The sequence below is a fragment of the Ligilactobacillus sp. ESL1201 genome, from assembly GCF_058503265.1.
In genome coordinates, this window is sequence record NZ_CP196362.1 from 1,414,641 (window position 1) to 1,437,373 (window position 22,733).

21 protein-coding genes and 1 other annotated feature are annotated in these 22,733 nt (G+C 44.3%); of the genes, 2 read left to right on the plus strand and 19 right to left on the minus strand.

Going from position 1 to position 22,733, the window contains the following annotated elements:
* Nucleotides 1–8: 8 nt before the first annotated feature.
* The 4 genes from ACSYSK_RS07050 to mmuM form a co-directional block, all read right to left on the minus strand.
* Entirely contained in the window at nucleotides 9–1,970 is a 1,962-nt protein-coding gene (locus tag ACSYSK_RS07050; protein ID WP_491714439.1) for an alpha/beta hydrolase family protein, read from the minus strand.
* A 29-nt stretch (nucleotides 1,971–1,999) separates the two neighbouring features.
* Nucleotides 2,000–3,622 carry a peptide ABC transporter substrate-binding protein gene (locus ACSYSK_RS07055; RefSeq protein WP_491714440.1) on the minus strand — a complete coding sequence of 541 codons (1,623 nt, stop codon included), beginning with the start codon at nucleotides 3,620–3,622 and terminating at the stop codon, nucleotides 2,000–2,002.
* A 425-nt stretch (nucleotides 3,623–4,047) separates the two neighbouring features.
* Nucleotides 4,048–5,136 carry a PTS sugar transporter subunit IIC gene (locus tag ACSYSK_RS07060; RefSeq protein WP_491714441.1) on the minus strand — a complete coding sequence of 363 codons (1,089 nt, stop codon included), beginning with the start codon at nucleotides 5,134–5,136 and terminating at the stop codon, nucleotides 4,048–4,050.
* Between the two features lie 133 nt (nucleotides 5,137–5,269).
* Nucleotides 5,270–5,488 (minus strand) — a binding site (T-box leader).
* Between the two features lie 85 nt (nucleotides 5,489–5,573).
* Entirely contained in the window at nucleotides 5,574–6,512 is a 939-nt protein-coding gene (gene mmuM / locus ACSYSK_RS07065; RefSeq protein WP_491714442.1) for a homocysteine S-methyltransferase, read from the minus strand.
* Nucleotides 6,513–6,627: 115 nt separating this feature from the next.
* On the opposite strand from mmuM, the gene ACSYSK_RS07070 reads away from it, so the two are divergent.
* Complete coding sequence (locus ACSYSK_RS07070; protein ID WP_491715878.1) at nucleotides 6,628–7,983, plus strand: amino acid permease; 1,356 nt, start codon at nucleotides 6,628–6,630, stop codon at nucleotides 7,981–7,983.
* A gap of 25 nt (nucleotides 7,984–8,008) precedes the next feature.
* On the opposite strand, the gene ACSYSK_RS07075 is transcribed toward ACSYSK_RS07070, so the two are convergent.
* Both ACSYSK_RS07075 and ACSYSK_RS07080 read right to left on the minus strand, forming a co-directional pair.
* Nucleotides 8,009–8,218: a helix-turn-helix domain-containing protein gene (locus ACSYSK_RS07075; protein ID WP_491714443.1), complete on the minus strand. Its 210-nt coding sequence runs from the start codon at nucleotides 8,216–8,218 to the stop codon at nucleotides 8,009–8,011.
* Between the two features lie 8 nt (nucleotides 8,219–8,226).
* On the minus strand, nucleotides 8,227–8,775 hold the full coding sequence (locus tag ACSYSK_RS07080; RefSeq protein WP_491714444.1) for a hypothetical protein: 549 nt from the start codon (nucleotides 8,773–8,775) through the stop codon (nucleotides 8,227–8,229).
* A 170-nt stretch (nucleotides 8,776–8,945) separates the two neighbouring features.
* Here ACSYSK_RS07080 and ACSYSK_RS07085 point away from each other — a divergent pair, with 170 nt between their 5' ends.
* Complete coding sequence (locus ACSYSK_RS07085) at nucleotides 8,946–9,797, plus strand: NAD(P)H-binding protein (RefSeq protein ID WP_491714445.1); 852 nt, start codon at nucleotides 8,946–8,948, stop codon at nucleotides 9,795–9,797.
* A 154-nt stretch (nucleotides 9,798–9,951) separates the two neighbouring features.
* Here ACSYSK_RS07085 and ACSYSK_RS07090 read toward each other — a convergent pair whose 3' ends face one another.
* The 13 genes from ACSYSK_RS07090 to ACSYSK_RS07150 form a co-directional block, all read right to left on the minus strand.
* Nucleotides 9,952–10,347 (minus strand): DUF3021 domain-containing protein, encoded by a 396-nt coding sequence (locus ACSYSK_RS07090; protein ID WP_491714446.1) that lies wholly within the window; start codon nucleotides 10,345–10,347, stop codon nucleotides 9,952–9,954.
* A 9-nt stretch (nucleotides 10,348–10,356) separates the two neighbouring features.
* On the minus strand, nucleotides 10,357–10,812 hold the full coding sequence (locus tag ACSYSK_RS07095) for a LytTR family DNA-binding domain-containing protein (protein ID WP_491714447.1): 456 nt from the start codon (nucleotides 10,810–10,812) through the stop codon (nucleotides 10,357–10,359).
* 12 nt (nucleotides 10,813–10,824) lie between these two features.
* On the minus strand, nucleotides 10,825–11,673 hold the full coding sequence (locus tag ACSYSK_RS07100) for an ABC transporter permease (RefSeq protein WP_491714448.1): 849 nt from the start codon (nucleotides 11,671–11,673) through the stop codon (nucleotides 10,825–10,827).
* Nucleotides 11,674–11,682: 9 nt separating this feature from the next.
* Nucleotides 11,683–12,537, minus strand: coding sequence for an ABC transporter ATP-binding protein (locus ACSYSK_RS07105; protein WP_491714449.1), 855 nt, complete (start codon nucleotides 12,535–12,537; stop codon nucleotides 11,683–11,685).
* A 298-nt stretch (nucleotides 12,538–12,835) separates the two neighbouring features.
* Complete coding sequence (locus tag ACSYSK_RS07110) at nucleotides 12,836–15,316, minus strand: AAA family ATPase (protein WP_491714450.1); 2,481 nt, start codon at nucleotides 15,314–15,316, stop codon at nucleotides 12,836–12,838.
* The gene (locus tag ACSYSK_RS07115; RefSeq protein WP_491714451.1) at nucleotides 15,297–16,508 is read right to left on the minus strand and encodes a metallophosphoesterase family protein; all 1,212 of its coding nucleotides are present in this window, start codon (nucleotides 16,506–16,508) and stop codon (nucleotides 15,297–15,299) included. Before ACSYSK_RS07115 ends, ACSYSK_RS07110 begins: the two co-directional genes overlap by 20 nt.
* Before the next feature lie 124 nt (nucleotides 16,509–16,632).
* Nucleotides 16,633–17,637 (minus strand): aldo/keto reductase, encoded by a 1,005-nt coding sequence (locus tag ACSYSK_RS07120; RefSeq protein WP_491715879.1) that lies wholly within the window; start codon nucleotides 17,635–17,637, stop codon nucleotides 16,633–16,635.
* Nucleotides 17,609–18,034 carry a MerR family transcriptional regulator gene (locus tag ACSYSK_RS07125; RefSeq protein ID WP_491714452.1) on the minus strand — a complete coding sequence of 142 codons (426 nt, stop codon included), beginning with the start codon at nucleotides 18,032–18,034 and terminating at the stop codon, nucleotides 17,609–17,611. The genes ACSYSK_RS07120 and ACSYSK_RS07125 overlap by 29 nt, the downstream gene beginning before the upstream one ends.
* Nucleotides 18,035–18,206: 172 nt before the next feature.
* Nucleotides 18,207–18,662 (minus strand): hypothetical protein, encoded by a 456-nt coding sequence (locus ACSYSK_RS07130; protein ID WP_491714453.1) that lies wholly within the window; start codon nucleotides 18,660–18,662, stop codon nucleotides 18,207–18,209.
* Nucleotides 18,655–18,858 carry a helix-turn-helix transcriptional regulator gene (locus ACSYSK_RS07135; RefSeq protein WP_491714454.1) on the minus strand — a complete coding sequence of 68 codons (204 nt, stop codon included), beginning with the start codon at nucleotides 18,856–18,858 and terminating at the stop codon, nucleotides 18,655–18,657. Before ACSYSK_RS07135 ends, ACSYSK_RS07130 begins: the two co-directional genes overlap by 8 nt.
* Nucleotides 18,859–19,077: 219 nt before the next feature.
* Nucleotides 19,078–20,631 (minus strand): glutamine-hydrolyzing GMP synthase, encoded by a 1,554-nt coding sequence (guaA, locus tag ACSYSK_RS07140; protein WP_491714455.1) that lies wholly within the window; start codon nucleotides 20,629–20,631, stop codon nucleotides 19,078–19,080.
* A gap of 104 nt (nucleotides 20,632–20,735) precedes the next feature.
* Complete coding sequence (gene coaA / locus ACSYSK_RS07145; protein ID WP_491714456.1) at nucleotides 20,736–21,656, minus strand: type I pantothenate kinase; 921 nt, start codon at nucleotides 21,654–21,656, stop codon at nucleotides 20,736–20,738.
* 42 nt (nucleotides 21,657–21,698) lie between these two features.
* Nucleotides 21,699–22,649 carry a glycosylasparaginase gene (locus ACSYSK_RS07150; protein ID WP_491714457.1) on the minus strand — a complete coding sequence of 317 codons (951 nt, stop codon included), beginning with the start codon at nucleotides 22,647–22,649 and terminating at the stop codon, nucleotides 21,699–21,701.
* Between the last annotated feature and the right edge of the window lie 84 nt (nucleotides 22,650–22,733).

Below are 22,733 nucleotides of genomic sequence, written 5' to 3' on the forward strand. Positions count from 1 at the left end.
CCTTTTATTCAGACAAATTTTTCAAACCATTCTTTGATATCTTCCATTCTGTGAATTCGTAACGAAGGTAATCCATTACGCGAAAGTCCATGAAATGACTGCGGGTAGTGGATCATATCAATTGTTCCTCCCGCCAATTTAACCGCCGTAAAAAATTCCTCGCTTAAAAAGATCGGGCAGCGCATATCCCATTCACCATGCAGTAACCTAACTGGCGTTTTAACGTTTTGGGCGTAAGCTAGTGGCGACATGCGCCAGTACTTCTCGCGCGCTTGCCTACCAGCAAATAAATCAGCGCCTAACTCTTTTCTATCAAACCAATAGCCAATATCAGAAGCGCCATACATGCTTTGCCATTCCGTGACACTGCGCTGCGCGACTGCCGCTTTAAATCTATCGGTATGTCCCACCGCCCAAGTTGTCATAAATCCTCCATACGAACCACCAACGATGTATTGATGACGTGGATCCAATTCTGGAAAATGCTCTAAAGCATAATCTAATCCAGCTAAAAGATCCGTAAAATCTTTTTCGCCATAGTGACCATCTACTGCATCGCAAAATTTCTGGCCGTAAGTTGTCGAGCCTCGCGGATTAACAAAAACCACACCGTATCCCCAACTAGCCAAAACCTGAAATTCCTGGAAAAATGCCTCTCCATAAGCCGTATGCGGTCCACCATGAACGTATAAAACGACTGGCGTTTGTTCTTGTTCACCTATCGCTGGTAAATACCAGCCCTCCAACTGGACTTGGTCAGCACTTAAATAATTAAAACGATGTGGGTGAGCGTAAACATGAACTTCTTCGTAGTCCTGATTTGGATTATCTACAACAGTTTCTTTTCCTGCTTCGAGGTCTAGCAGCCTTAATTCGTTGGCTTTTTCTTGGGTAGAAATAACTAGCAACAATTGTTTTTCGTTAACTACTTCAAATTCAGTGATGTATTCTGCTTTGTTTCTGAGTAAAGTTAACTTGCCGTTGCGGTCACCCATATACAATTGACTATGTCCGTGATAAAGCGCATGAAAAATAAATTTTTCCCCACTTAATATTCTGACGGTTTGTTGTCTTAAATTTTGCAGTAAATCAGAACTTAAGCCCCCGCCATAGCCAACATCAGCTTGTGTCAATTGTGTTGTTAGGTTAGTCAACTGCTGAGTTTCAGCGTTATATAGCCAGAGATCATTAACAGTTTGTTGCGGGTGACTATCATCATTTCCCGTCAGCAACAAATCTGCTTTCATAAATTGTGCTTCACTAAAAATTCCTTGCGGTACTTGTTTAGTTACCCACACTTTTTGCTTTGTCCTCACGTCAAACAAATAAATAGCCTGAGTTGGGTCATAGTCCGTATCAATTTCAGGATGAGTTCCCTGAGCATAAACTACCTGCTCACCGGTAATACTAGCTGTTAAAAGGTGGAAATCATATTTCTGTTCAAACAATGTTGAAATTTCTTTCGTCTGTAAATTTAGTTGTACTAAAGAATACTTAGCATCATTTTCCAGCCAGCCATACCCATCTTGTCTATTGTTAAGTTTGGTGACATGGCGCGGTGTCGGAAATTTAGCGGTTTTGAATTTAGCTTCTTCTTTAGTTTCCTTCACCTTCAAAAATAGCAATTTTCCCTGTTTTGAACTTACCACTTGTTCCACGTTTCCCACTGTCTTTACCAAAAACGCACAACCACCGGTTAACGACATGCCATAAAGCTGTTTGTGACCATCGTCAGTTTGATGGACATAATATAAATAATGATCGGCCGTTACTACGGGCTGGCTATCGAACCCCCCCTGAGCCCAAGTTCGTTTTACTTTATCATGGTCAATACTTTTTAACGTCGAGGTATAGCTATTTTCGGCTAGATCAATCGCATTTTCAGCATAAAAACATTGTCCTTGAGCCACCGTTAACTGCGAGATAGTTTTTAATTTCCCTAAATCCTTTGGAGTAACCCTTTCTTGCATTGACCAATTTCCTTCTTTCTACCGTAATTTTATTTCCACTCTACGTAGCGGTACTGTGCACAAGTACTGTATGGGGTATACTTGATCCCCTTAACCTTATTACTTACTAAATTGACTTGTGCGTTTTGGTACATTGGACTAAATGCTCGGACTGCCATCGCCCTTTTATTAGCTTTTTTCAGTAATTCAAAACGCTTATTTTTATCCAGCTGTGTCTGAGCTTGTGTCATGTACTGATTAAATTCCGAATCATCCCAGCCCGTAAAATTGACGGAATTATCTTTTTGCATTAATGCTAAGTCCGTAGTTGGATCCGGCTCATCTCCGTCCCAACCAAATAATGCAATATCAAAATCTTTGTTAAACATCCGATCGATCTCTTGTTGTAATGGGACTGCTTTAACACTAACAGTTAAACCCGGCATTTCTTTTTCCCATTGGCTTTGCACGTATTCAGCTACTTTTTTATTGGTATCAGTGTCATTAGACAACAACGTAATTTTTTGCGGTTGATCTCCTAATTCTTGTTGAACTTTATGCCAATATTCTGTAGCTTTTTTAGGATCATATTTATTGTAATTACCAACACTTTCAGCAAAATCCTTACCAGTATTTGGATCCGTTGCTACTCCCTTTGCTACCATATTCAATAACGGCTCTGAACCATCCTGGATCACTTTTTTAGTGAGTTCTTGTAGATTCAACGAATAACTGGTGGCTTTTCTAAAGTTTTCGTTGGCGGCTAAAGGATTGTCTTTATTAAAATATTGCAATTCGATCTGCGTTGTTAACGTCTTTTTCATTTGTTTAGCTAACTTAGCATTGTTTTCTACCGCTTTGACGGTTGTCCCACTGACGGTAGTTTCTTGGACCTTGCCATCAGAAAATAGGTATTCGGCAGTCGTAGGCGTTTTTACTACTTGGACGTTGACTTGGTTCATTTTTACTTTTTTAGCATCATAGTAAGTCTTATTTTTGACATACTTCCAAGTCGATTTAGTCGAATTCCAGTCCTTGAGCACGTAAGGACCATTTGATGCCGTTTTAGCTGAACTAGTGCCATATTTTTGCCCGTACTTCTTAACTAAAGTCCTGTTAACTGGTAAAAATTCCGTGACCGCATCAAAATTAAACGTTGGATTCGGGCGACTCAACAAAATTTCCAGCTTATACTTTCCTAGCGCCTTAACTCCTAAATTAGTTGGCGACTGTCCTTGATTATGCACTTCATCATAATTTAAAAAAGTTTCCAACCGGTTCGCATATTGTGCTTTGGTTTTAGGGTCGACTTGCCGGCGAAAAGAAGTTACAAAATCCTGAGCTGTCACGGGATCACCATTGCTCCACTTAGCATTTTTTCTTAAATTAAAAACGTACTTTTTCCCCTGATCTGTTGGCTTCACGATTTTAGTTGCGATCCCCGGTACGACCTTGCCGTCATTATTAAGGCGGTACAATCCTTCCGTGGTCTGTCTTAAAATATAATCGGAATAAGTATCAGTATTTTTATTCGGATCTGCAATTTGTGCTTCAGACTGAATCGTTACGTTTAACGGCTTATCCTTAACGGCCGTATTTTTTTGCCCGCATCCTGCTAATAACAATCCCAGCAATAAAGTTGGGGACAAAACCCACAATAATTTCTTTTTCATTAAAAATTCTCCTTTGTCTTAGCATCAATTACTTTTCAAATAAAAAATTATGACGTGTTTGTCCTCAATTACTGCGCAGATTTTTACCACCAGCCACAAAAAAAAGCCCTCCCAAAGAGTTCAACTCTTTGAAAGGGCGCATAGCGCGGTACCACCTTTTGATATCCTCAATACGAGCGGCATTCAATGACGATTAAATGCGATTCGCTGCAGTGATAACGGCTGCCTGCCGGTAAAACTTAATTAATTTCAGTCAACAACTCGGAAGGGATTTTCACGCCGTGCCTGCTCACCCGCTCTCACCAATTCGGGCTCGCTTTCAGCCAAACACCTTGCTACTTTCTTCCTCAACGTTTTTTAATCTTTTATTTAATTATTTTTAATATAAATTGAATTAGCCTCATTGTCAAGCACTAATTTAACTTTTAGACAACTTCGACGTGCAACTGACCGTCTTTGACCACCTTGAGCTTCAGCATTACTTTATAAACTACCCAGGAAATAATTGCTGGTACTAAAACGCCCATTACGAGATAAACTACTAGGGCTTTAGGATTGCTTGAAGCCAAGTTGATCGGTACGATCAAAGAATTCAGGCCCAGACCTGCTAGTGTATAGTTAACCTTGAAATGGAAAACCATCGCGGCAATCGGTGCGGCAACCACCGCCGAAATAAAGGACGGCACGGCTAACATCGGATTGATCAGTAGGTTAGGAAACTGGATCTTAGGTGTGATGAAGCCCTGAGCAATGTTAGCGCCCAAGTTATTTTGCCGCCATGAAATTACCAGGAAGCCGACAAATTGAGCGGTCGTACCGATCAAAGCAGCGCCCGAAGACAGCGGATCAAGCATAACGGCCACGGCCAAAGCGGCTGAAGATGCCGGAGTCATTAAGAACAATGCCCATGCAAACGACACGCAAATCGAGCCTAACAACGGATTAACTTGCATCGACTGGGCGATAAAATCACTCAACCAGTTCAAAGCAGGTGTCGTGACACTGGCCAACCCCAACCCGGAAATCGAACCGACCAAGGTAGCAGACAGTGGCACCAACATCATGTCCAGCGGTGTTTTGCCGGTCAAATATTTACCGACTAACGCTGCAATCAAACCGGCAGCCACGGCACTGATCGGCTGACCGGAAGTAAAAATTCCCGAATGAGCAGCTTCCATCAATACGTTACCAGTTGGCGACACGCCTTTCATCGCACTACTGGTAAAATAAACTGCATTAGCACCAATTGTAGAAGAAATCATGGAACTAAACATTACTAACGAATTAGTTTTCAACTGTGTCGCAATGACCGCGCCAAAAGCCGGTGCTAACATCCATTGCGCGATCGCACCTACCTGATAGAGTGCATTCCAGTGTAAAAAATTAGCAATCGACTGAATCAACAAACCGACACCTAACATTACTAAAACGGCGTTAGACACCCCGGCTGATACCGTATAAACATAATCTTTAACAGTCATTTTATGTTCTTTTTGTTGCGCTGCTTTTATCATAAGAAAACACTCCCTTATCTTCAATATTTGATTTAATGCAATTAAATTAAATTTTTAGTTGTGCGTTGGCTGTCATTTTCTGCGCAGTTTTTACCTAAAGACAAAAAACACCCTTTTAAAGAGAAATTCTCTTTAAAAGGGCGTCAGTAACGCGGTACCACCTTTTATCTACTTAATCAAAACACTCAATAGTGCTTTGCTGCGGTGATAACGGCTGCCTGCCGGTAAAACTTAATTAATTTCAGTCAACAACTCAGAAGTGAGTTTCATACCGCATCACTTTACCCGCTCACACTACACCGGGCTCGCTATTAAGTGACACGACACTACTTGTCTTCCTCAACGTTTTTTAATCTTTAATTTAATTATTTTTAATAATAATCATTACAGCCGTGGTTGTCAAGCGTAAAATTAAAATTTTCTTATCTTTTTTGAAATCAGCTTAGATCATCTAAGTAATTTCTCACTTGTTGGATATCCGCTGGTGTCGTGCGACAACAACCGCCTAATACCCTGGCACCCGCTTTTAACCAGTCCGGTACTAAGTCTGCCAAGTGTAACGGATTATTTTTAGACTGCCACGTTTTAGTTACCGGATCGTAAGTATCACCGTTATTAGGATAAACGATCACGGGTTTAGTCGTATTATTAACAACTGCAGGTAACAGGCGAGAAACATTTTCCAGTGCCGTGCAGTTAAAACCAAGCGCTACTATCTGTGGGTGACTAGCAAAATATTTAACGGCAGTCGCTAACTGAGTGCCATCACACAGGCTATTCTTGCCATCGACACTAAACGATAGCCACGCACCCATTTGTGGAAATTCTTGTTCCAATAGTTCCGTGAGTGCTTGCGTCTCTTTAAAATTAGGCATCGTTTCAAAGGCAAATAAATCAACACCACTATCGGCTAATAAACGCATGCGTGGCCGGTGAAATTCCTGGTATTCTTCTTTAGTCAACTGATAGTCACCGCGATATTCGCTCCCGTCAGCCAAGTAAGCGCCGTAAGGACCCACGTCTCCTGCGACTAGGATCGTTTTAGGTTGACCCGTTGCCTTCAAAAATTTCGTCCGTGCTTGAACAGCAATTTGTCCGGAACACACGATCATTTTTTCGGCGTCTTGTTTACTATAACCGCTCTGCGTAAATGCAGGAACATTTGCTTGGTAACTATCAGTAGTAATTACTTCGGCGCCAGCTTCCAGATAACTTTGATGCACATTTGCGATCGCATCTTGGTCGGTGACCAATGCTTCGGCAGACCATAATTCATTGTCCGTCGCGACTCCTCTTTTTTCCAGTTCACCAGCCATCGCACCGTCGATCAACCGGACTTTTTCACTAAAAAATCGTTGCACTTCACCTAATTCCATCCCGTTCACACTCCTTATTGCTATTAAACTAAAATTGATGCTATTATAGTTTATAAAACTTTCTCAAAGCAAGGTGTAGAATTTGAAAAAAAACAAAACCGCTCTTAAAAGAAGTATGAACCAATATCAATTATTAATGATCTCACTAGGCGGTGTTATCGGCACTGGCCTATTTTTAAGTTCCGGTTATACGATCAATCAAGCCGGTCCGATCGGGACAATCCTCGCCTACGCGTTAGGCGCCGTGATCGTTTATCTAGTGATGTTGTGTTTAGGCGAGTTATCCGTGGCCATGCCCGAGACCGGCTCTTTTCACGTCTACGCCACCAAATTCATCGGTCCGGCTACCGGATTTACCGTCGCTATTTTATACTGGCTGACTTGGACGGTCGCGCTAGGCTCCGAGTTCACGGCGGCCGGCATCATCATGAAAGAGTGGTTTCCCCACTCACCGACCTGGGTATGGAGTTTGTTATTCATAATCTTGATTTTCGTGTCTAACGCCTATTCCGCCAAATTTTTCGCCAATACCGAATTTTTATTTTCCAGTATCAAAGTAATTGCCATTGTCGTCTTTATCATTTTAGGTGTGGCCGCGATCTTCGGTTTGATCCCCATGAAAGGCTACACCCACGCACCACTTTTTCATAATTTGTTTAAAGATGGGCTATTCCCCAATGGTTTTAAAGCCGTCTTTACCACCATGTTGACCGTCAATTTTGCTTTTTCCGGAACCGAATTGATCGGTGTGACTGCCGGCGAAACTAAAAATCCAGCCGTCGCTTTACCCAAAGCGATCCACACAACATTGCTGCGCCTAGTTCTCTTTTTCATCGGTAGTATCATCGTAATGTCCGCACTGATCCCGTGGCAAAAAGCCGGCGTCAACGAAAGTCCGTTCGTTCTAGTCTTTAATAAAATGGGGTTGCCTTTTGCCGGAGACATCATGAATTTCGTCGTTTTGACCGCCATTTTATCGGCCGCCAATTCCGGTTTATACGCCTCGACTAGGATGTTATGGTCACTGGCACACGAAAAAATGATCCCGCTCAAATACGCGCGCACCAATTCACGCGGCGTACCAATGATCGCCTTATGCCTCAGTATGGTCGGTGGCGTGCTTGCTTTGATCTCCAGCGTCTATGCCGCTTCGACGGTTTATCTGGTCCTAGTTTCCATTTCGGGCTTGGCGGTAGTGATCGTTTGGATGGCAATCGCGCTATCCGAGATCAACTTTCGTAAACAATGGTTAAAAGACGGCCACACTGTTGCGCAGTTAAAATACAAAACACCGTGGTATCCGCTCGTCCCGTGGGCGGCTTTTATCGCCAGTTTGTTATCGTGTGTCTTGATAGTCTTTGACCCGACGCAACGGCCCGCATTATTTTACATGGTGCCATTTTTGATCCTGTGTTACGCGGTCTACTACGGCAAAGAATACTTAGCCAAGAAACGGCAAAAAAACGATTGATTACTCAATCGTTTTTTTAGTGCAATTATTCTTTATCTGCCACGTATTCCAGCAAGTCTCCCGGCTGACAGTCTAATATCTTGCAGATCTTTTCCAAGGTGTTAAACCGCAACCCCTTGACTTTGCCATTTTTAAAATTCGACAGGTTGGCCGGCGTGATCCCTACTTGAGCAGCCAATTCCTTGGAAGAAATCTCGCGCTCTAACATTACTTGTGCTAATCTCACTTTGATCATATTATCACCTAAATAAAAGAATCGTTTTCGTCTTTGAGTTGCATTCCGTTCTTAACTAAAGTATAAACCGTGTAGCAAACTGCCACAAAGACTAACGTGATGATGACCCCGGTGAAATCAACCTGAATTTTGCCGCCGACAAAAACCAGCGGGATAATTACCTCACCCATCATTTCAACCAACTCTAGTGCCAAAGCTACCCAAACTCCCTGCAAGACTCGCTTGATGCAACGTAAATTATCCGCAACAAAAAATTGCTGGTGCTCCATATTGACTAACAAGCGGTGTAACGTCTTAGCGATATAGATCATGGTTGCAAAAACGCAAAGCACCCAAACCATGGTCAACAAAAAAGTAGATAGCAAAGCAGTCCGATTACCCGAAACTGCTAAAACCTTTTTACCAAATCCAGTGACCGTCATATCGCCTTTGCCATAGTTTAAAGTTACCACAACGGTTACAAGAACAGACACCCCACTCAAAAAATACATCAAGTACTGCACTAACGTAGTCATAATAGTGAGAAATCTTAACGAGATCCTAGTTTTTCGTTCCATTCGAATCACTCTCCTTTAGCTTTTATTATCGTAATACAATAATTTATTATTGTCAATAGATATTTAATTTAACTAAATTACTACAGAATAATTGCAGCTACTTGACGAAAGAGCTTAGTTCTTCTATGCTATAACTATACTTCCAAAAAGTTAGTAAAGGAATGATCGTCATGAAAATTTTAGTTACAGGTGCTACCGGCGAGTTTGGTCACTACGCTTTACAGGCACTAGTAAAATTAGTACCCCAATCAGAGATCTATGCGCTGGCACGCAGCGAACAGAAGGCACAAAAATTAGTTCAGGAGGGCTTTCAAGTTCGCATTGGTGACTACGATCACCTCGATTCCCTCACAAAAGCTTTCAGTGGGATCGACCGGCTCTTATTTGTTTCTGGCAGCGCTGTAGGGTCCCGTAAACCACAGCATAAAAACGTGGTAACTGCGGCTCAGGCGGCTAACATTAACTACATTGCTTACACTAGCTTCAGTCACGCCGATACTTCGACCAGTGACTTAGCTGACGAACACCGGTACACCGAAGAATTGATCAGTAACGCTCACATCGAGCACACCTTTTTGCGTAACAACTGGTACTTAGAAAATGAATTGCCCCTACTGACTGCAGCTAAAAATAGTGGCCGGCTAGTTCATCACGGTGGTTCTGGCAAAGCCGGTTGGGCGCTTAAAAGCGAATACGCTACGGTCGCCGCACGCGCAGTTTGTGGTCAGTTTGATTTTCCCGCAGTTTTAGAGTTAGGTGGACCACTGCGTTCCTACTCAGAGCTGGCTTTTGGCCTAGCAAGCGTTACTCACCAAGAGATCACCGTTGAAAGTGCAGACGCACAGACGACCGCACAATTCCTAGCAACAAACGCGCAAGTGCCGCTAGAAGTGGCGCAGAGTTTAGTGTCGTTTGAAGAAGTGATTGCTGGACATTCCTTGGAGGTTGCTTCCCCGGATTTCGCCAAGTACCTGGGCAAGCCGGTGACGGATTTGTCAACCGCACTAACTGAAATTTTATAAATACAAAAAGAGGGCCTGGGGCAAAATGCGGTTTTGTCCCAATCCCTTTTTTATTTTCCGTAAGTAATAGACTGATCGTGCTCCCTCTTTTGTTTTCCATAAGTTAATAGACTTAAGCGCGTTCGTCAAGTCAGCAACCGCCTTGTTTTACGGCCTACTTTTTCTTTTCCGCCAGTGCACGGTTGATTTTTTCGGTCGTCAGATAAATATCCAGCCGACAGATCAGCCACACTACTACATAGATAACGACAAACGTCAGCCAGAAATGGTACGTCAGTAAAAACGGTCGCAGCCACCCGTTGTAAATCATCGTGCCGACCGCCAAGAGCAACGTGCAACAAAAATGAATAAACAGCGCCAGCAAAAAATTTAACTGTTCAATGTCAAAGAGTAACGTCAGCACACCGATCGCACCACTCATCAGTAAAATACTGGCAATATTAGCACTCGTCGGCGGCGTCGGTTGAATTTTAAACATTAGTACCAACAAATAAGAAAACGAACCAAACCCCAGTCCAATCAAAATATCGTGGATCACTTTTTTACCCATAGCTTCCTCCTACTTTATCCCTAAATGGCGCATCAACGACTTGACGTACTTGCGGCTCACGTCGGTCTTCACCCCTGTGGTCAACGTCGCCGTCATGTTTCCTGAAAAACTATCGGCTAGTGAGAGCAGGTGGTCTAATTGAATGTAAGCATGTTTAGAAACTTGGATAAAATCAGTTCGCCCCACTCGCTGGGCAAAGTGGATCAGCGTTTCGTTGGTCGCTAACACCCCTTCTGTCGTGTAAATCAGTAGTCTATTTTTTTGAATGTCGGCTAAGATCAGCGTATCGAGCTTGATCATTTTTAGTTGTTGCGCCGTTTTGACCGATAAAATATTAGACTGAGGAACCTGATAATTGTTAATGTAGTCCAGCAATTCCTGAACCGCGGCATCATTAACAGCGGCTCTGACTATCACTACCGGTTCTTTAGCCGTCGGATCTTTTTCAAAATAACCGTGTACCAAAATGCTATCCCCTTAACTCCGTGATTTTGGTCGTGCGTACAATAGTATAACAAACATCACCGCCACCGCCAAAATTCCTAACAACAAATACGTCGTCTGACTAAAGTTTAATAATAAATTATGCAACTTAATGCGCACTCCCAATTCTTTTTCAAAGTCGAGGCGCATAACACTATCGCCGCTAAATAGGTCAGTTAGTTTAGGCTTCATTAATACTTGCCGGTATAACGATGCTAAGTAGTTTCCGGGAGTGACCTTGACTAACAACTGGGCGAAATGAGGCATGACCCCAATAGGAATATAAGTTCCCACCAAAAAACCAGCAGCAGTTCCGATCACCGTTCCTAACTGTCCGACGTTGGTCGTTGTTTTGACAAAGTGCAATAATATCAAATTAATAATGGCAGACAACACGGCATTGCTTATCAGTATCACCAGTAATCCCGGCAATTGCTGCCACCCCAGCATCAAGTCAGCGCTAAAATAAAAATAGGCAGCCATCAACACCAGTAAAACCAGTTGCATGATCACCCCAATCACCGTCGCGCTTAATAAGTAACTAAACTGCAGGCGCATGTTACTTAGATCGGTCAACAATAAATCCTGAGTTACCTGATCTTCTTGGTCTTTGATCGCCTGTCCGAGTGCCGTGTAAGTCGTCGTCATCCCGCACACGGTCAAAGTCCCGCCCATTAACCATAGATCTAATAATTGGCCAGCGTGTGCGACGTCTTGCCAACTATCAACCAGCATTTTCCGCAAGAATATCAGGTACAATAAAAACGAAATAGTTGCGCCTAAAAGAGAAAATAAGATCCCCGCATGATTGCGAAAGTATAGTAATAAATTACGTTTGCTCATTGCTAACACCTAACGCACCGCCCTTCCAGTTAATTCCATAAACGCGTCGTCCAACGAGCCCAGCTGAAATTCAAAATCGACCAGTTGTTCTTGGTAGGTATTTAAAATTTGTAACGCCTGGCGACTATCCCGCGGCGCACATACCACCTTTTTGCCTTGCTGACTCAGTAAGGCCGGAAAAGCGTGAGTATCGGGTTCCGTCTTAAATTGAAGCGTCAAACGATCCCTAGCGTAACGTTCCTTAATGCTATCTGCGCTGCCAGTAGCACTGATCTGACCGTGATCGATAATGTAGATTTGGTCGGCTTCATCGGCTTCGTCCAGGTAATGCGTCGTTAAGATCACCGTTAAGTGTTCGTTTTGCCTTAACTGACGCAGTAATTCCCAGATCGCCGTTCTCGTTTGAATATCCAACCCCGTTGTTGGTTCGTCTAAAAATAAAATATCCGGTTGGTTCAGCAACGCCCGTGCAATATCGACTCTTCTTTTCTGGCCGCCCGACAAGGTCCCGTACTTCTGTTTCATAAAATTTGTCAGTCCCAACTGCTCGCTGACTTGTGCTACACGATCAATCGCTAAATTACGATACTGCTTAGCCCGTAACTTGAGGTTTTCCGCGACGGTCAACTCCGCGTCAAGCACGCTATTTTGAAATACCACACCGAGTTTGATTTGCTCTTGGTAATCGATCCGCCCGCCAGTTGGGGTGATCAACCCGATCAACATATTCATCGTCGTTGATTTCCCGGCACCGTTAGGACCGAGTAGGGCGGTCAAACTTCCGCGTGCGACCGTTAAATTTAGGTGAGCGACCGCCATTTTAGTGCCGTAAGTTTTAGTTAAATCAGTAGTCGTTAAAATCATTTCATCACTCCTTGCCACTTAATATAGCAAAGAAAAAGCCCGGCGTCTGCGGCTTTAGGACCAGTCGTAGCTCAGCCAAGCTAAGTGGTAGGATAAGGCAATTAAGTTGCACAAAAAAGAAGGGGTACGTAAAAAAACGCTTAACAGTTGAGCACTAGCCTAGTTTCAAAGTAAAGCCCGCACTTGGGGCTTATTTTGAAACGTAGCTAGGCGCAAACTGCTGCTTTTTGGAGCACGATCAGTCTATTACTTACGAAAAAAAGAAGAATTGCGTAAAAAAGCGGCTAGCAGTTTTTCACTATTCAGCAGCACTAAAAGTTAATTTTTTCCCCGCCAAGTGTTGTGCTAACTGTTTTTGGGCGGTAAAAATCAGCACCTGATTATCCTGTGCGATTTTTTCCAGTAATTCTTGGATCAAAGAAACCCGTTCTTCGTCAAAATTGACAAACGAATCATCGATCAGCAGTGGCAAGTTGATCTGATCTTGCAATTGACGCACAAACGCCAATTTAACCGCGAAGTACAGCTGTTCGGCCGTCCCGCGTGACAGGTACGCGACCTCTTTTTTCTGGCCGTCAGCCGCAGTAACGGTTAACTTTTTGCCAAACTGAATGTCAACGTAACGTCTCGCTGTCAGCAACTGGAAGTATTCCTTAGCCGCTCTGAGCATTTTAGGAAAACGTTCGTTAGAAGCCAGGTCTAAGGTGCGCTCAAGCCACTTGGCAGCAAAAAGATCCGCCAAATACTCCCGACTGCTATTGGTAAATTGCGTCGCTAAATTCGCCAACTCCTGTTTTTGCTCAAAGATCACGCTTGAATTCGCCAGGTCCGCCATTTTAACACGCAACTCAGCACTTTGACTCCTCAGTTGCTCAGCACTCCCGTTTAAGTCCTTCACTTGAGCAGTCAAGTCTGCCTGTTGCCGTTGCACTGCGTCCGTTTTTAACTCTGCCAATGTCGTTAGGTCCGCGGGCAAATTAGTTTTAAGCGCCTTGATTTGCGTCGTAATCTCCGTTTGCCGTAAGAATTTTTGGTGGAGCTCATCATAGTCTGCCATTTTCTCCACTCGTGCTTTTCCTAAAAGTGCGGTCAACTGTAAATCAAGTTCGTGCAACTCTTGTTGGCGTTGCCGCAAATCAGCAATCAAGTTCATCTGGCGTAATTTTTGTTGCTGCCGGTCGTTTACCCGAGTTTCCAGTAATTCCAGGGCAGCTAATAGACCGCCGAAATCAATCGCCGGTTCGGTCGCCAGCAAAGAAGCCACTTCTCGCCCTAGTCGCAGCACTTGTTGGTGCAACTGTTCTTGTTGTTCTTGCTGCTGGCGTCGTTGCTGCTCTTTAGTTTGGTATTCGCGCCACTCAGCGACTAAATTAGCCATATCTATCCGTTCGGGATCTAGACCGTATTTTTGGTTAAAATCAGCCACGGCTACCTGTTGTTCGCGTTGCTGACGTTGACTTGCCGCCATTTGTCGCTGCTGCTTTCGTTGTTGCACCCAATTCCAACAAAATAACGCGCCGCCAGCGACCAACGCAGCGATTCCTAACCAACTGGAGGTAAATAATAATACTACCCCGATGACCACTAACATTCCGGCGACTACTACCCAAGTATTCTTAGGCGCACTTACAGCCCCGACTTGCGACGGTGTTTCGTGAAGTTGGCGGTAGTCTGCTTGCATTTGGGTGATCTGTTCTTGGGCTAAAGTGGTGATCGTGGTCAAATCGGGATCTAATGCCAACAGTTGTTCTTGTTGGTCCGCCAGCTGCTTTTGTTCTTGTTGGCAAGTTTGGTACTGTGCTTGCCACTGTAAAACCGCGGGCTTTTGTTGTACCAAATGAACAGCATTATCGTCAGGAACTTCCTTGGTTCCTACCGCCAATTGCTGGTTCAGTTGTGCAATACTTTTTTGTAAATTCTGTTGCTGAGCAAATAAGTTTTGCGCCTTTTGGTAATTTTGGCTGTCAAATTCGCTTGGTGTCACTTGTTTTTGTAATTCTTGTAATCGCTGATAATTAGGGAGCTGTTGGGTCAGCTGCTCTAATTGATGTTGTTGGCGTTGCAATTTTTCCAATTGCTGGCCATTTTCCTTTAAAGCAGCTTTTTTCGCCGTTAACTGTTCGGCGTATTTTTGATAAGCAGTAAACTGCGTTTCGTATTCGGGCAATTGCTGCCGTTTAGCTTGCAGCTCGTTTAATATCCGGTTGACTTCCGGTTTTTTACCGCCCTTTTTGAATAATTCTCCCGCCTGTTTGCTAAACTGCTTACTCAATTCCAGCAACTGATTACTGTTGGCTGCCCCCAGGTGATAAATTCGTTCCACTAGATCGTCTTGGGTCAGTCCGGTGATCTGGCTTACCGTATCCTGGTTAAAGATAAAACTATCGCTGTAAAAGTCCCCATCGATATTTTTGATCTGCTCTAAAAAAACGCTGACGGGAACTTCTTGTCCGTCTTGTTTGACCGTCACCGTGCCGACTTTAGACTGATCACCTTTTTGCCACAAACGCGTCAACTGATAAGTTTGCCCGCTGTCATTGACAAACGTTAGTGTGCCGCCCATCGGACTCTTTTTTTCCAGCGGCTGGTAATCTTCAAAGAAAGTTGACTTGTGATTTTTGAGATAAAACCCAAACAAAACCTGCTTGATAAAAGCGACCACGGTACTTTTGCCCGCCTCGTTTGCCCCTAAAAAAACGTTTAGCTCGTCGCTTGCCAGGTCAAAAGTGCGGTGGGAAAGCTGCCCAAAATTTTCAATTTCAATCTTTAGTAGTTTCATCGCTTTTTCCTTTCAACTTGCTGTTTAATTTAACGGTCGCCAGTTCTCGCACTTCCCTAATAAACTGCGGGTCAGCGGCCAGTTGGGCGGCCAATTCATCTTTGTGCGCCCAGTCGTGACTTAACGCAACGAATTCCTCTGGCGCAAAAATTTCCTCCTGTGCCTGGGTAAAGTACTCTAAGTCACTAGCAGCGACTTCCAGCGGTTCGTTATTGACTAGCTGCACGTCCACTATCAGTGAAGAGCTCTTCGCTTGCCGTGCCAACGCTTCCCAAAAATCGGCGTCTTGCACTAACTCGTGTTCGTCTGCTCCCAAATACTGCGCTCCTATCAGCTCCAAACTGCAATAGGAATCCTGCACTTTACCGAGTGCGCTCACAATTTTAGCTTGCAATTCGCTTTTAGCTACTGGGGCCCGTAATTCGACTTGTAACTTACACCACGTGAGCGGACCGGTCTGGTGAAATTCCAGTGTCGTTTGGCGCGTTTGCTCGTCGATTTCTCCTAAATAACAGCCCTTGGCGCCCTGCTCGTTAACGTGGCGTCCCTGAATGTTGCCCGGATAAACGATCCACGGCTCCTCGGCTAAAACTTGGCGTGCGTGGATATGTCCCAAGGCAAAGTAATCATAATGCAAATTTTTAAGCGCAGCTAACGTAAAGGGAGCGTAGACGTTTTGACTAGTCTGGCTGCTCTTTTCTTGACCATGTAGCAGGCCGAAGTGATACTGCCCGGTGCGCTGCGGAAACTGGGGCACCAAATCATTTTCAATGTGTTGGTTTAAGTAGGAAAAACCGCTCACCTGGTACTTAAATCCCTTCTTCGTAGTGTATGTGACCGTTTCGACTTGTTCGTTTGCCCCCAATAATTTGAAATAGGGACTTTTTTTAACCAGCAGATCTGGCGCAGCCATGTGATCGTGATTGCCAAAGATCATGACGACTTGGATCTTGGCTGCGGTCAAACGCTCAACTTGCTGACTAAAAAAGACCTGACTGCTGGGACTCGGGTGCGCACTATCGAAGGTATCACCCGCGATCAACACTAAATCGACTTGCTGGTCTAGCGCGAGGTCCACGATCTTAGCCAGTGATTGATTGGGAGCCTGCCGCACGACAGTTGTATCCGGCAAAAAAGAAAGCCCATGAAAGGGACTGTCTAAATGGGCGTCGGCAAAATGGATGAATTTCATCGGCTTAAACTCTTTTCTCAAAATTTTTAAGTACTATTTAGTTAAATTTTACCATAGATTTAACGCCAAAAAAGCCGTTACCCGAGAAGTAATTTTTCCCGCGTAACGGCTGTATTACCAATTTTTATTTCTTTTCGTTCAGTAACACGACTCCTGCTGGTGGATTGTGGTCAATGGCCCCGACTATGGGGTGAGCAACATACTTTTCCTCTAAATAATCGATATCCGTTGGCGTTAAGTTCACGTCTAACGCTGAAACCGCACTATCAAAGTGACTGGTCTTAGTTGCTCCGATGATTGGTGCACTTACTCCTTTAACCCACTGCCAAGCCAGTGCAATCTGTGCCATTGTGACGTTGTATTTTTGGGCTAAATCATTGACGCGGCGAATAATTTTAAGGTCTTCTTGCTCCATGCGATCATACTTGCCACGAGCCACGCGATCTGTTTTTGCCCGCTTAGTTGCGCCTTCCCAAGTTGGTCTAGCTAAATGCCCCGCGGCAAGTGGACTATATGGCATCAGTGAAACATTGTATTGCCGACATACCGGAATTAATTCATGTTCGTCTTCGCGGTATAACAGGTTATAGTGATTTTCCATCGCCTGAAACTGTGCCCAGCCATGTTGCTGTGCTACCAGTTGCAGATTGTGAAACTGATAGCCATACATCGCAGATGCCCCGAGTGCCCGCACTTTCCCGGCCTGCACTAATTCATTTAACGCTTCCATCGTTTCTTCAATCGGTGTTTCATAATCAAAACGGTGGATCATGTATAAGTCCAAGTAGTCGGTTCCCAAGCGTTTTAGCGTGCCGTCAATCTCACGCAAAATTGCTTTTTTGGACAAACGTCCTGGATTAAAATACACTTTGGACGCGATCATCACTTGGTCCCGCGCAACGTTTTGCTTGAGTGCCCGTCCCAAATACTCCTCACTCGTCCCTTTAGAATAGCTGTTAGCGGTATCAAAAAAATTAATACCTAAATCTAATGCATGCTTGACCACTTTTTCGGTATCTACTACATCTAGCGTCCAGTCATGCATCGTGCCGGCCTTACCAAAACTCATCGCTCCCACACAGAGCGGAGAAATTTTAATTTCAGTGTTGCCCAATTGCTGATACTTCATCATTACTTTCCTCCTTGCTTAATCTTTGGTAGTCTTTGACTTGTCCCGTTTCGTATAAATTAATTTTATAATCCAATCGCCGCAAAGATTTTTGCAGGGACATTTGTTTTTGCCGTAAGATCTCCCGTTGCTTTTCTAAAATTTCCTGTCGTTGCTGCAACGTTGCTGGTCCCTGCTGCATTAAGCTAACGTATTTAGTCAACGGCTCAACTGCCACCCCCGAATTTCTCAGACAAATGATCATCTCAATCAAATCTTGCAGCAACGGCGGGTAATAACGATTACCGTTGGCTTTACGTGGAATCGGCGGTAACAAACCGATGCGTTCGTAATAACGTAGTGTAGCCGTCGTAATGTGGTATTTTTCACTAACGGCAGTGATTGTCAAGTTAGCCATCCTCTCACCCCTTAATTTTCAAATCAAAAAATAGGCCGGAAATCCATCCCGAACCTATCCTATTACTTGAAGTTGACTTCAAGTCAAATAATAATTTTGCTTTTGACCCATTCGCTCTAAAATTAACTGGTTAATAGTGCTAATTTCATTTGCTCTCAAATAAATTAATGCTCTACCTATCCAAATAACAATACGCTAAAACATACGCCCACTCGCTAACTAAAATAGTCGCTACCGTAACGAATAGTCCAATCATCCATACAGAAAATGATAATGAGAATGTTGCCGGCATCATACAAACAAATAAAAATAAAACTGCTAGTAATAGGAGAAAAATTAAAGTAGCCCGCGCACTAACGTAGATTGCGTGCAGCATCAACTGCCATTCACGTTCATCGTTGTGCTCCATGTCTAACGGATAGCCATCATTACGCCAATCTAAAATTTTAATCCGCCGCTTAACTCCTGATTTATTTCTCTTAATTAACATTAAAACTAAAATTACAAAAATTACTACATCGGCAATCAACAATTTAATGCCCTTTAAATACGGCAATAAGCACAAAATCACCAAATCCAAACTCGCTAACAAGGCCATCATAATCATATTTTTCTTCGTGTTAATCATCGTCTTCCTCCCAGATAAATAGTTCATCGACCGTTACTCCCAAAAGTTGTGCTAAGTTAAATGCTAAACGTAACGATGGGTCGTACTTGTTATTTTCGATCGCATTGATCGTTTGACGCGTTACCCCCACTGATTCAGCGAGTTGCGCCTGTGAATAGCGCTGTCTTTTACGCAATTGCTCTATTTGATTCTTCATCTCAGCCCTTCTTTTATGTAAAACATATTTTACATATTTAGTAAAACATGTTTTACATTTAGTGTCAAGAAATTAATTTAGCTAAATAAAAAAAGACTGTCAAAATCAAGAAACAATTTTGACGGCCTTTTCTCCCAATTATTCAATTAGTTTAGTCAGGATAACTTTACCTGCCTATATGCTTTAGCACTCAAGTATTGGCCCAAACATTAAAACTTTTTATTCCCACTCAATTGTTCCCGGCGGCTTGCTGGTGATATCGTAGACGACGCGGTTGACTTGCGCGACTTCATTGGTGATCCGTGTCGAAATTTTACTGAGCACGTCCCACGGGATCTGAGCAAAATCGGCGGTCATCCCGTCGATCGAAGTCACGGCTCGAATGCCGATCGTGTAGTCGTACGTGCGCCCGTCGCCCATCACACCGACGCTGCGCATTCCCGGCAACACGGTAAAGTACTGCCAAATCGACTCCTGCAACCCCGCTTTTTTGATTTCTTCGCGTAAGATCAAGTCACTATCACGCACCATTTGCAATTTATCTGCCGTTACTTCGCCTAACACCCGGATCGCTAAGCCCGGGCCCGGAAACGGTTGACGCCACACCAAGTCATGCGGCATTTCTAGTCGTTCGCCTAGCTCACGCACCTCGTCTTTAAACAAGGTCCGCAGCGGTTCGATCAACGTGAAGTGCATGTCTTTAGGTAACCCGCCGACGTTATGGTGTGATTTGATCGTCTGGGCAGTATTAGTACCACTTTCGATCACGTCGGTGTACAACGTGCCCTGTGCCAGAAAATCGATCCCCGCCAATTTTTGGGCTTCGTCGTTAAACACCTGAATGAATTCGTTACCGATGATCTTGCGTTTCTTTTCCGGATCACTGACGCCCCGTAGTTTGTCCATAAAACGTTGCTTGGCATCGACTTTGATGATATTTAACCCAAACTTGCCTTCTAAACTAGCCATCACCTCATCAGCTTCGCCCTTGCGCAACAAACCGTGATCGACAAAAATGCTGGTCAGCTGCGTACCGATCGCACGGTGCAATAATACCCCCGTGACCGACGAATCGACGCCTCCCGACAAACCCAGCAGTACTTTTTTGTCGCCGACCTTGGCGCGGATCTGCTTAATTTGTAAATCGATGAAATCTTGCATACTCCAGTTAGCCTGCGCGTGGCAGACCTCAAAGGCGAAGTTGCGCAACAATTGCAATCCGTATTCAGTATTGCGCACCTCAGGGTGAAATTGCACACCATACATTTGCCGCTGCGGATCAGCCACCACCGCGTAAGGAGTACTTTGGCTAGTTGCGCTGGCACTAAAGCCTGCGGGTAAAGCCGTAACCCGGTCGCCGTGACTCATCCACACGAATTGCTCAACTGGCAGGTCTTTAAATAACGGATCTTGCTGGTCATTGACCGTGATCTGTGCCCGCCCGTATTCGGGTTTGCCCGCTGCTTGAACCTGTCCGCCCAATTCGGCCATCATCAGCTGCATGCCGTAGCAGATCCCCAGAATCGGGATCCCCAACTGCCAAATCTCGGGTGCCAACTTCAATGCATCCTGTGCGTAAACACTGTTAGGACCGCCGGACAAAATGATGCCGCGTGGCGCCCGCTGTTTGATCTGCATGACACTGATCGTGTGAGGCAACAGTTCGGAATAAACGCCCATGTCCCTGATCCGGCGCGTGATCAACTGGTTATATTGACTACCAAAGTCTAACACGATAATTTCGTCAAAATTTTGTTGTGCAATTTCAGCCACTAAGTTCACCTCATCTATTAAAATTAATGTTCACCGTCATTTTACAAATTTTCATCAGCAAATACAAGATAATTATAGTTTAGTTCCAATAAAATGTTCGGCTTTTAATATTTACGTAAGCAAATTTCCTGGATCAAATGATTCGGCCCCTTGTGCATGACCAAATCAGCCCGTTTTTTAGTCGGCAAGATGTAATCACGCAAATTGGGATGATTGACGTCTTGCCAAACTTGCAGCGCTTCTTTGCGGGCCCGCTCGCGGTCGCCGTGCGCATAATCATAATAATAATTATCCGGCTGGTCGTAAGCCCGGTCCAACAAAGTATCGAAGCGTTCTAAGTACCACTGTTTGATCAATTTTTCTGGGGCATCGACGTAAATCGAAAAATCAAAAAAGTCGCTGACAAAGATCGGTTGTTCACTGGGCAACTGTAAAACGTTGATCCCTTCTAAAATTAAAATGTCGGGTGCATTGAGCACGTCGAATTTTCCGGGCAAAATGTCATAAGCCTGGTGCGAATAAACCGGCGCTTTAGCCTGCTGCCCGTTTTTAACGGCGGTAATAAAGCCAAGCAAACGCTCCATATCATAGCTTTCAGGAAAACCCTTGCGTTCCAATAAATTCCTGCGCTTTAATTCCGCAGTCGGGTACAAAAAGCCGTCAGTCGTCAACTGCTGAACTTTTTTATCCGGCAAAATTTCTTGTAGCAAGTCACACAACAGCCGGGCAACCGTACTCTTTCCCACCGCCACCGACCCGGCGATCCCCAAGATAAAGGGGACCTTTTTGGCTGGTCGTCCTAGAAAATGAGCCAGTTGCTGCTGTTGAAACTGCTGTGTTTGCAACCGCAACTCCAACAAGTGGAGCAACGGCAGGTAAACTTCTGCCACGTCCGTCGGCGAAATCACGTCGTTGACTGACTTGATACGTGCCAGTTCTGCCGCCGAAAGTGAAACTTGTGCGTCGGTCGCAAAATTGCGCCACTCAGCGCGGTTGATTTGGTAGTAATTAAGTTGTTCTTTCATTGTATCGATTCCTTAAAGTCATCATCATGTCTTGGTTATTTATCAGTTATTGTCCTTGAGCTGAGCATAATAATTTGTGATCCACTGCGCGGTCGCTTTTTTCACGTGGACCTGATGCTTCGGGCCCGGCTGCGCCAAATAAAGTGTTGGTTCTTGCTTGTCCGTCGCCACGGCAAACTGAAACTTTACGTTAGTCGCACAAGCATAGTTACCGTTTTTATCCATGGCAATATAAGAAAACTCGCCGACTTGACCGTTACGTTGCTGCAACAGGTCGACAAAATTATAAACCGCTTTGCTTAACGCTTCTTGTAGCGGATAACCGGCCTGCAATAAGGTCAACGTTTCAAAACACAACGGTCGTTTCATCATGTCTTCGCCCAAACCAGTCGCCGCTATCCCGCCAAGCTGACTATCGACGTAAAAACCATTACCCGCTTGAGGAGAATCACCAACACGACCGGGATGTTTCATAAACAAACCCGAAGTCGAAGTTCCCACTGCCATACTGTGAGCTTGATCTAACGCGATCATGCACACGGTATCGTGACCATCATACGGCGTCAAGCGCCCCGTTTCAGCGGCCTCTTTTTTCTTTTGTTCCCATTGTTTTACTGCCTGCGCAGTCAACATTTTCTTGGTGGCAAAACCGTGCTCGCGTGCATACTGCTGAGCCCCGTCAGCTACTAAAAAATTATTGACCCGTTCTTGACTTAATTTACGACTGACTTTAATTGGGTTAGCAATATCTTGTAGCCCCGCGACCGCACCAATTTGAAAGTTATCGCCGTTCATAAATGCGGAGTCCATTTCCAATTGACCGGCCGCATTGGGCAAACCACCGTAGCCAACGGATTTAAAATCCGGGTAGTCTTCGATCACGCTGATCGCTTCTTCAACGCTGTCGCCACTACTAGCACCTGCTCGTAGTGAATCGGCTACTCGCTTTACTCCCAGTGTAGCCATCGACCAAGTTCCAATGATCCCGTACACAACATCACTCCTCACGTTAATCACTAATATCATATCATACAAAGCAACCGCAACTTGGTCTCATTGCAAGTTGCGGTAAAATAA

Coding starts and splice junctions, on each gene's coding strand:
- ACSYSK_RS07105 (WP_491714449.1), bottom strand. CDS start 12,537: ATGATTTTAACGACTACTGATTTAACTAAAACTTACGGCACTAAAATG.
- ACSYSK_RS07135 (WP_491714454.1), bottom strand. CDS start 18,858: ATGAAGAATCAAATAGAGCAATTGCGTAAAAGACAGCGCTATTCACAG.
- ACSYSK_RS07125 (WP_491714452.1), bottom strand. CDS start 18,034: ATGGCTAACTTGACAATCACTGCCGTTAGTGAAAAATACCACATTACG.
- ACSYSK_RS07120 (WP_491715879.1), bottom strand. CDS start 17,637: ATGAAGTATCAGCAATTGGGCAACACTGAAATTAAAATTTCTCCGCTC.
- ACSYSK_RS07090 (WP_491714446.1), bottom strand. CDS start 10,347: ATGGGTAAAAAAGTGATCCACGATATTTTGATTGGACTGGGGTTTGGT.
- ACSYSK_RS07055 (WP_491714440.1), bottom strand. CDS start 3,622: ATGAAAAAGAAATTATTGTGGGTTTTGTCCCCAACTTTATTGCTGGGA.
- ACSYSK_RS07100 (WP_491714448.1), bottom strand. CDS start 11,673: ATGAGCAAACGTAATTTATTACTATACTTTCGCAATCATGCGGGGATC.
- ACSYSK_RS07130 (WP_491714453.1), bottom strand. CDS start 18,662: ATGATTAACACGAAGAAAAATATGATTATGATGGCCTTGTTAGCGAGT.
- ACSYSK_RS07070 (WP_491715878.1), top strand. CDS start 6,628: ATGAACCAATATCAATTATTAATGATCTCACTAGGCGGTGTTATCGGC.
- ACSYSK_RS07060 (WP_491714441.1), bottom strand. CDS start 5,136: ATGATAAAAGCAGCGCAACAAAAAGAACATAAAATGACTGTTAAAGAT.
- ACSYSK_RS07110 (WP_491714450.1), bottom strand. CDS start 15,316: ATGAAACTACTAAAGATTGAAATTGAAAATTTTGGGCAGCTTTCCCAC.
- mmuM (WP_491714442.1), bottom strand. CDS start 6,512: ATGGAATTAGGTGAAGTGCAACGATTTTTTAGTGAAAAAGTCCGGTTG.
- ACSYSK_RS07075 (WP_491714443.1), bottom strand. CDS start 8,218: ATGATCAAAGTGAGATTAGCACAAGTAATGTTAGAGCGCGAGATTTCT.
- ACSYSK_RS07050 (WP_491714439.1), bottom strand. CDS start 1,970: ATGCAAGAAAGGGTTACTCCAAAGGATTTAGGGAAATTAAAAACTATC.
- ACSYSK_RS07080 (WP_491714444.1), bottom strand. CDS start 8,775: ATGGAACGAAAAACTAGGATCTCGTTAAGATTTCTCACTATTATGACT.
- ACSYSK_RS07085 (WP_491714445.1), top strand. CDS start 8,946: ATGAAAATTTTAGTTACAGGTGCTACCGGCGAGTTTGGTCACTACGCT.
- coaA (WP_491714456.1), bottom strand. CDS start 21,656: ATGAAAGAACAACTTAATTACTACCAAATCAACCGCGCTGAGTGGCGC.
- ACSYSK_RS07115 (WP_491714451.1), bottom strand. CDS start 16,508: ATGAAATTCATCCATTTTGCCGACGCCCATTTAGACAGTCCCTTTCAT.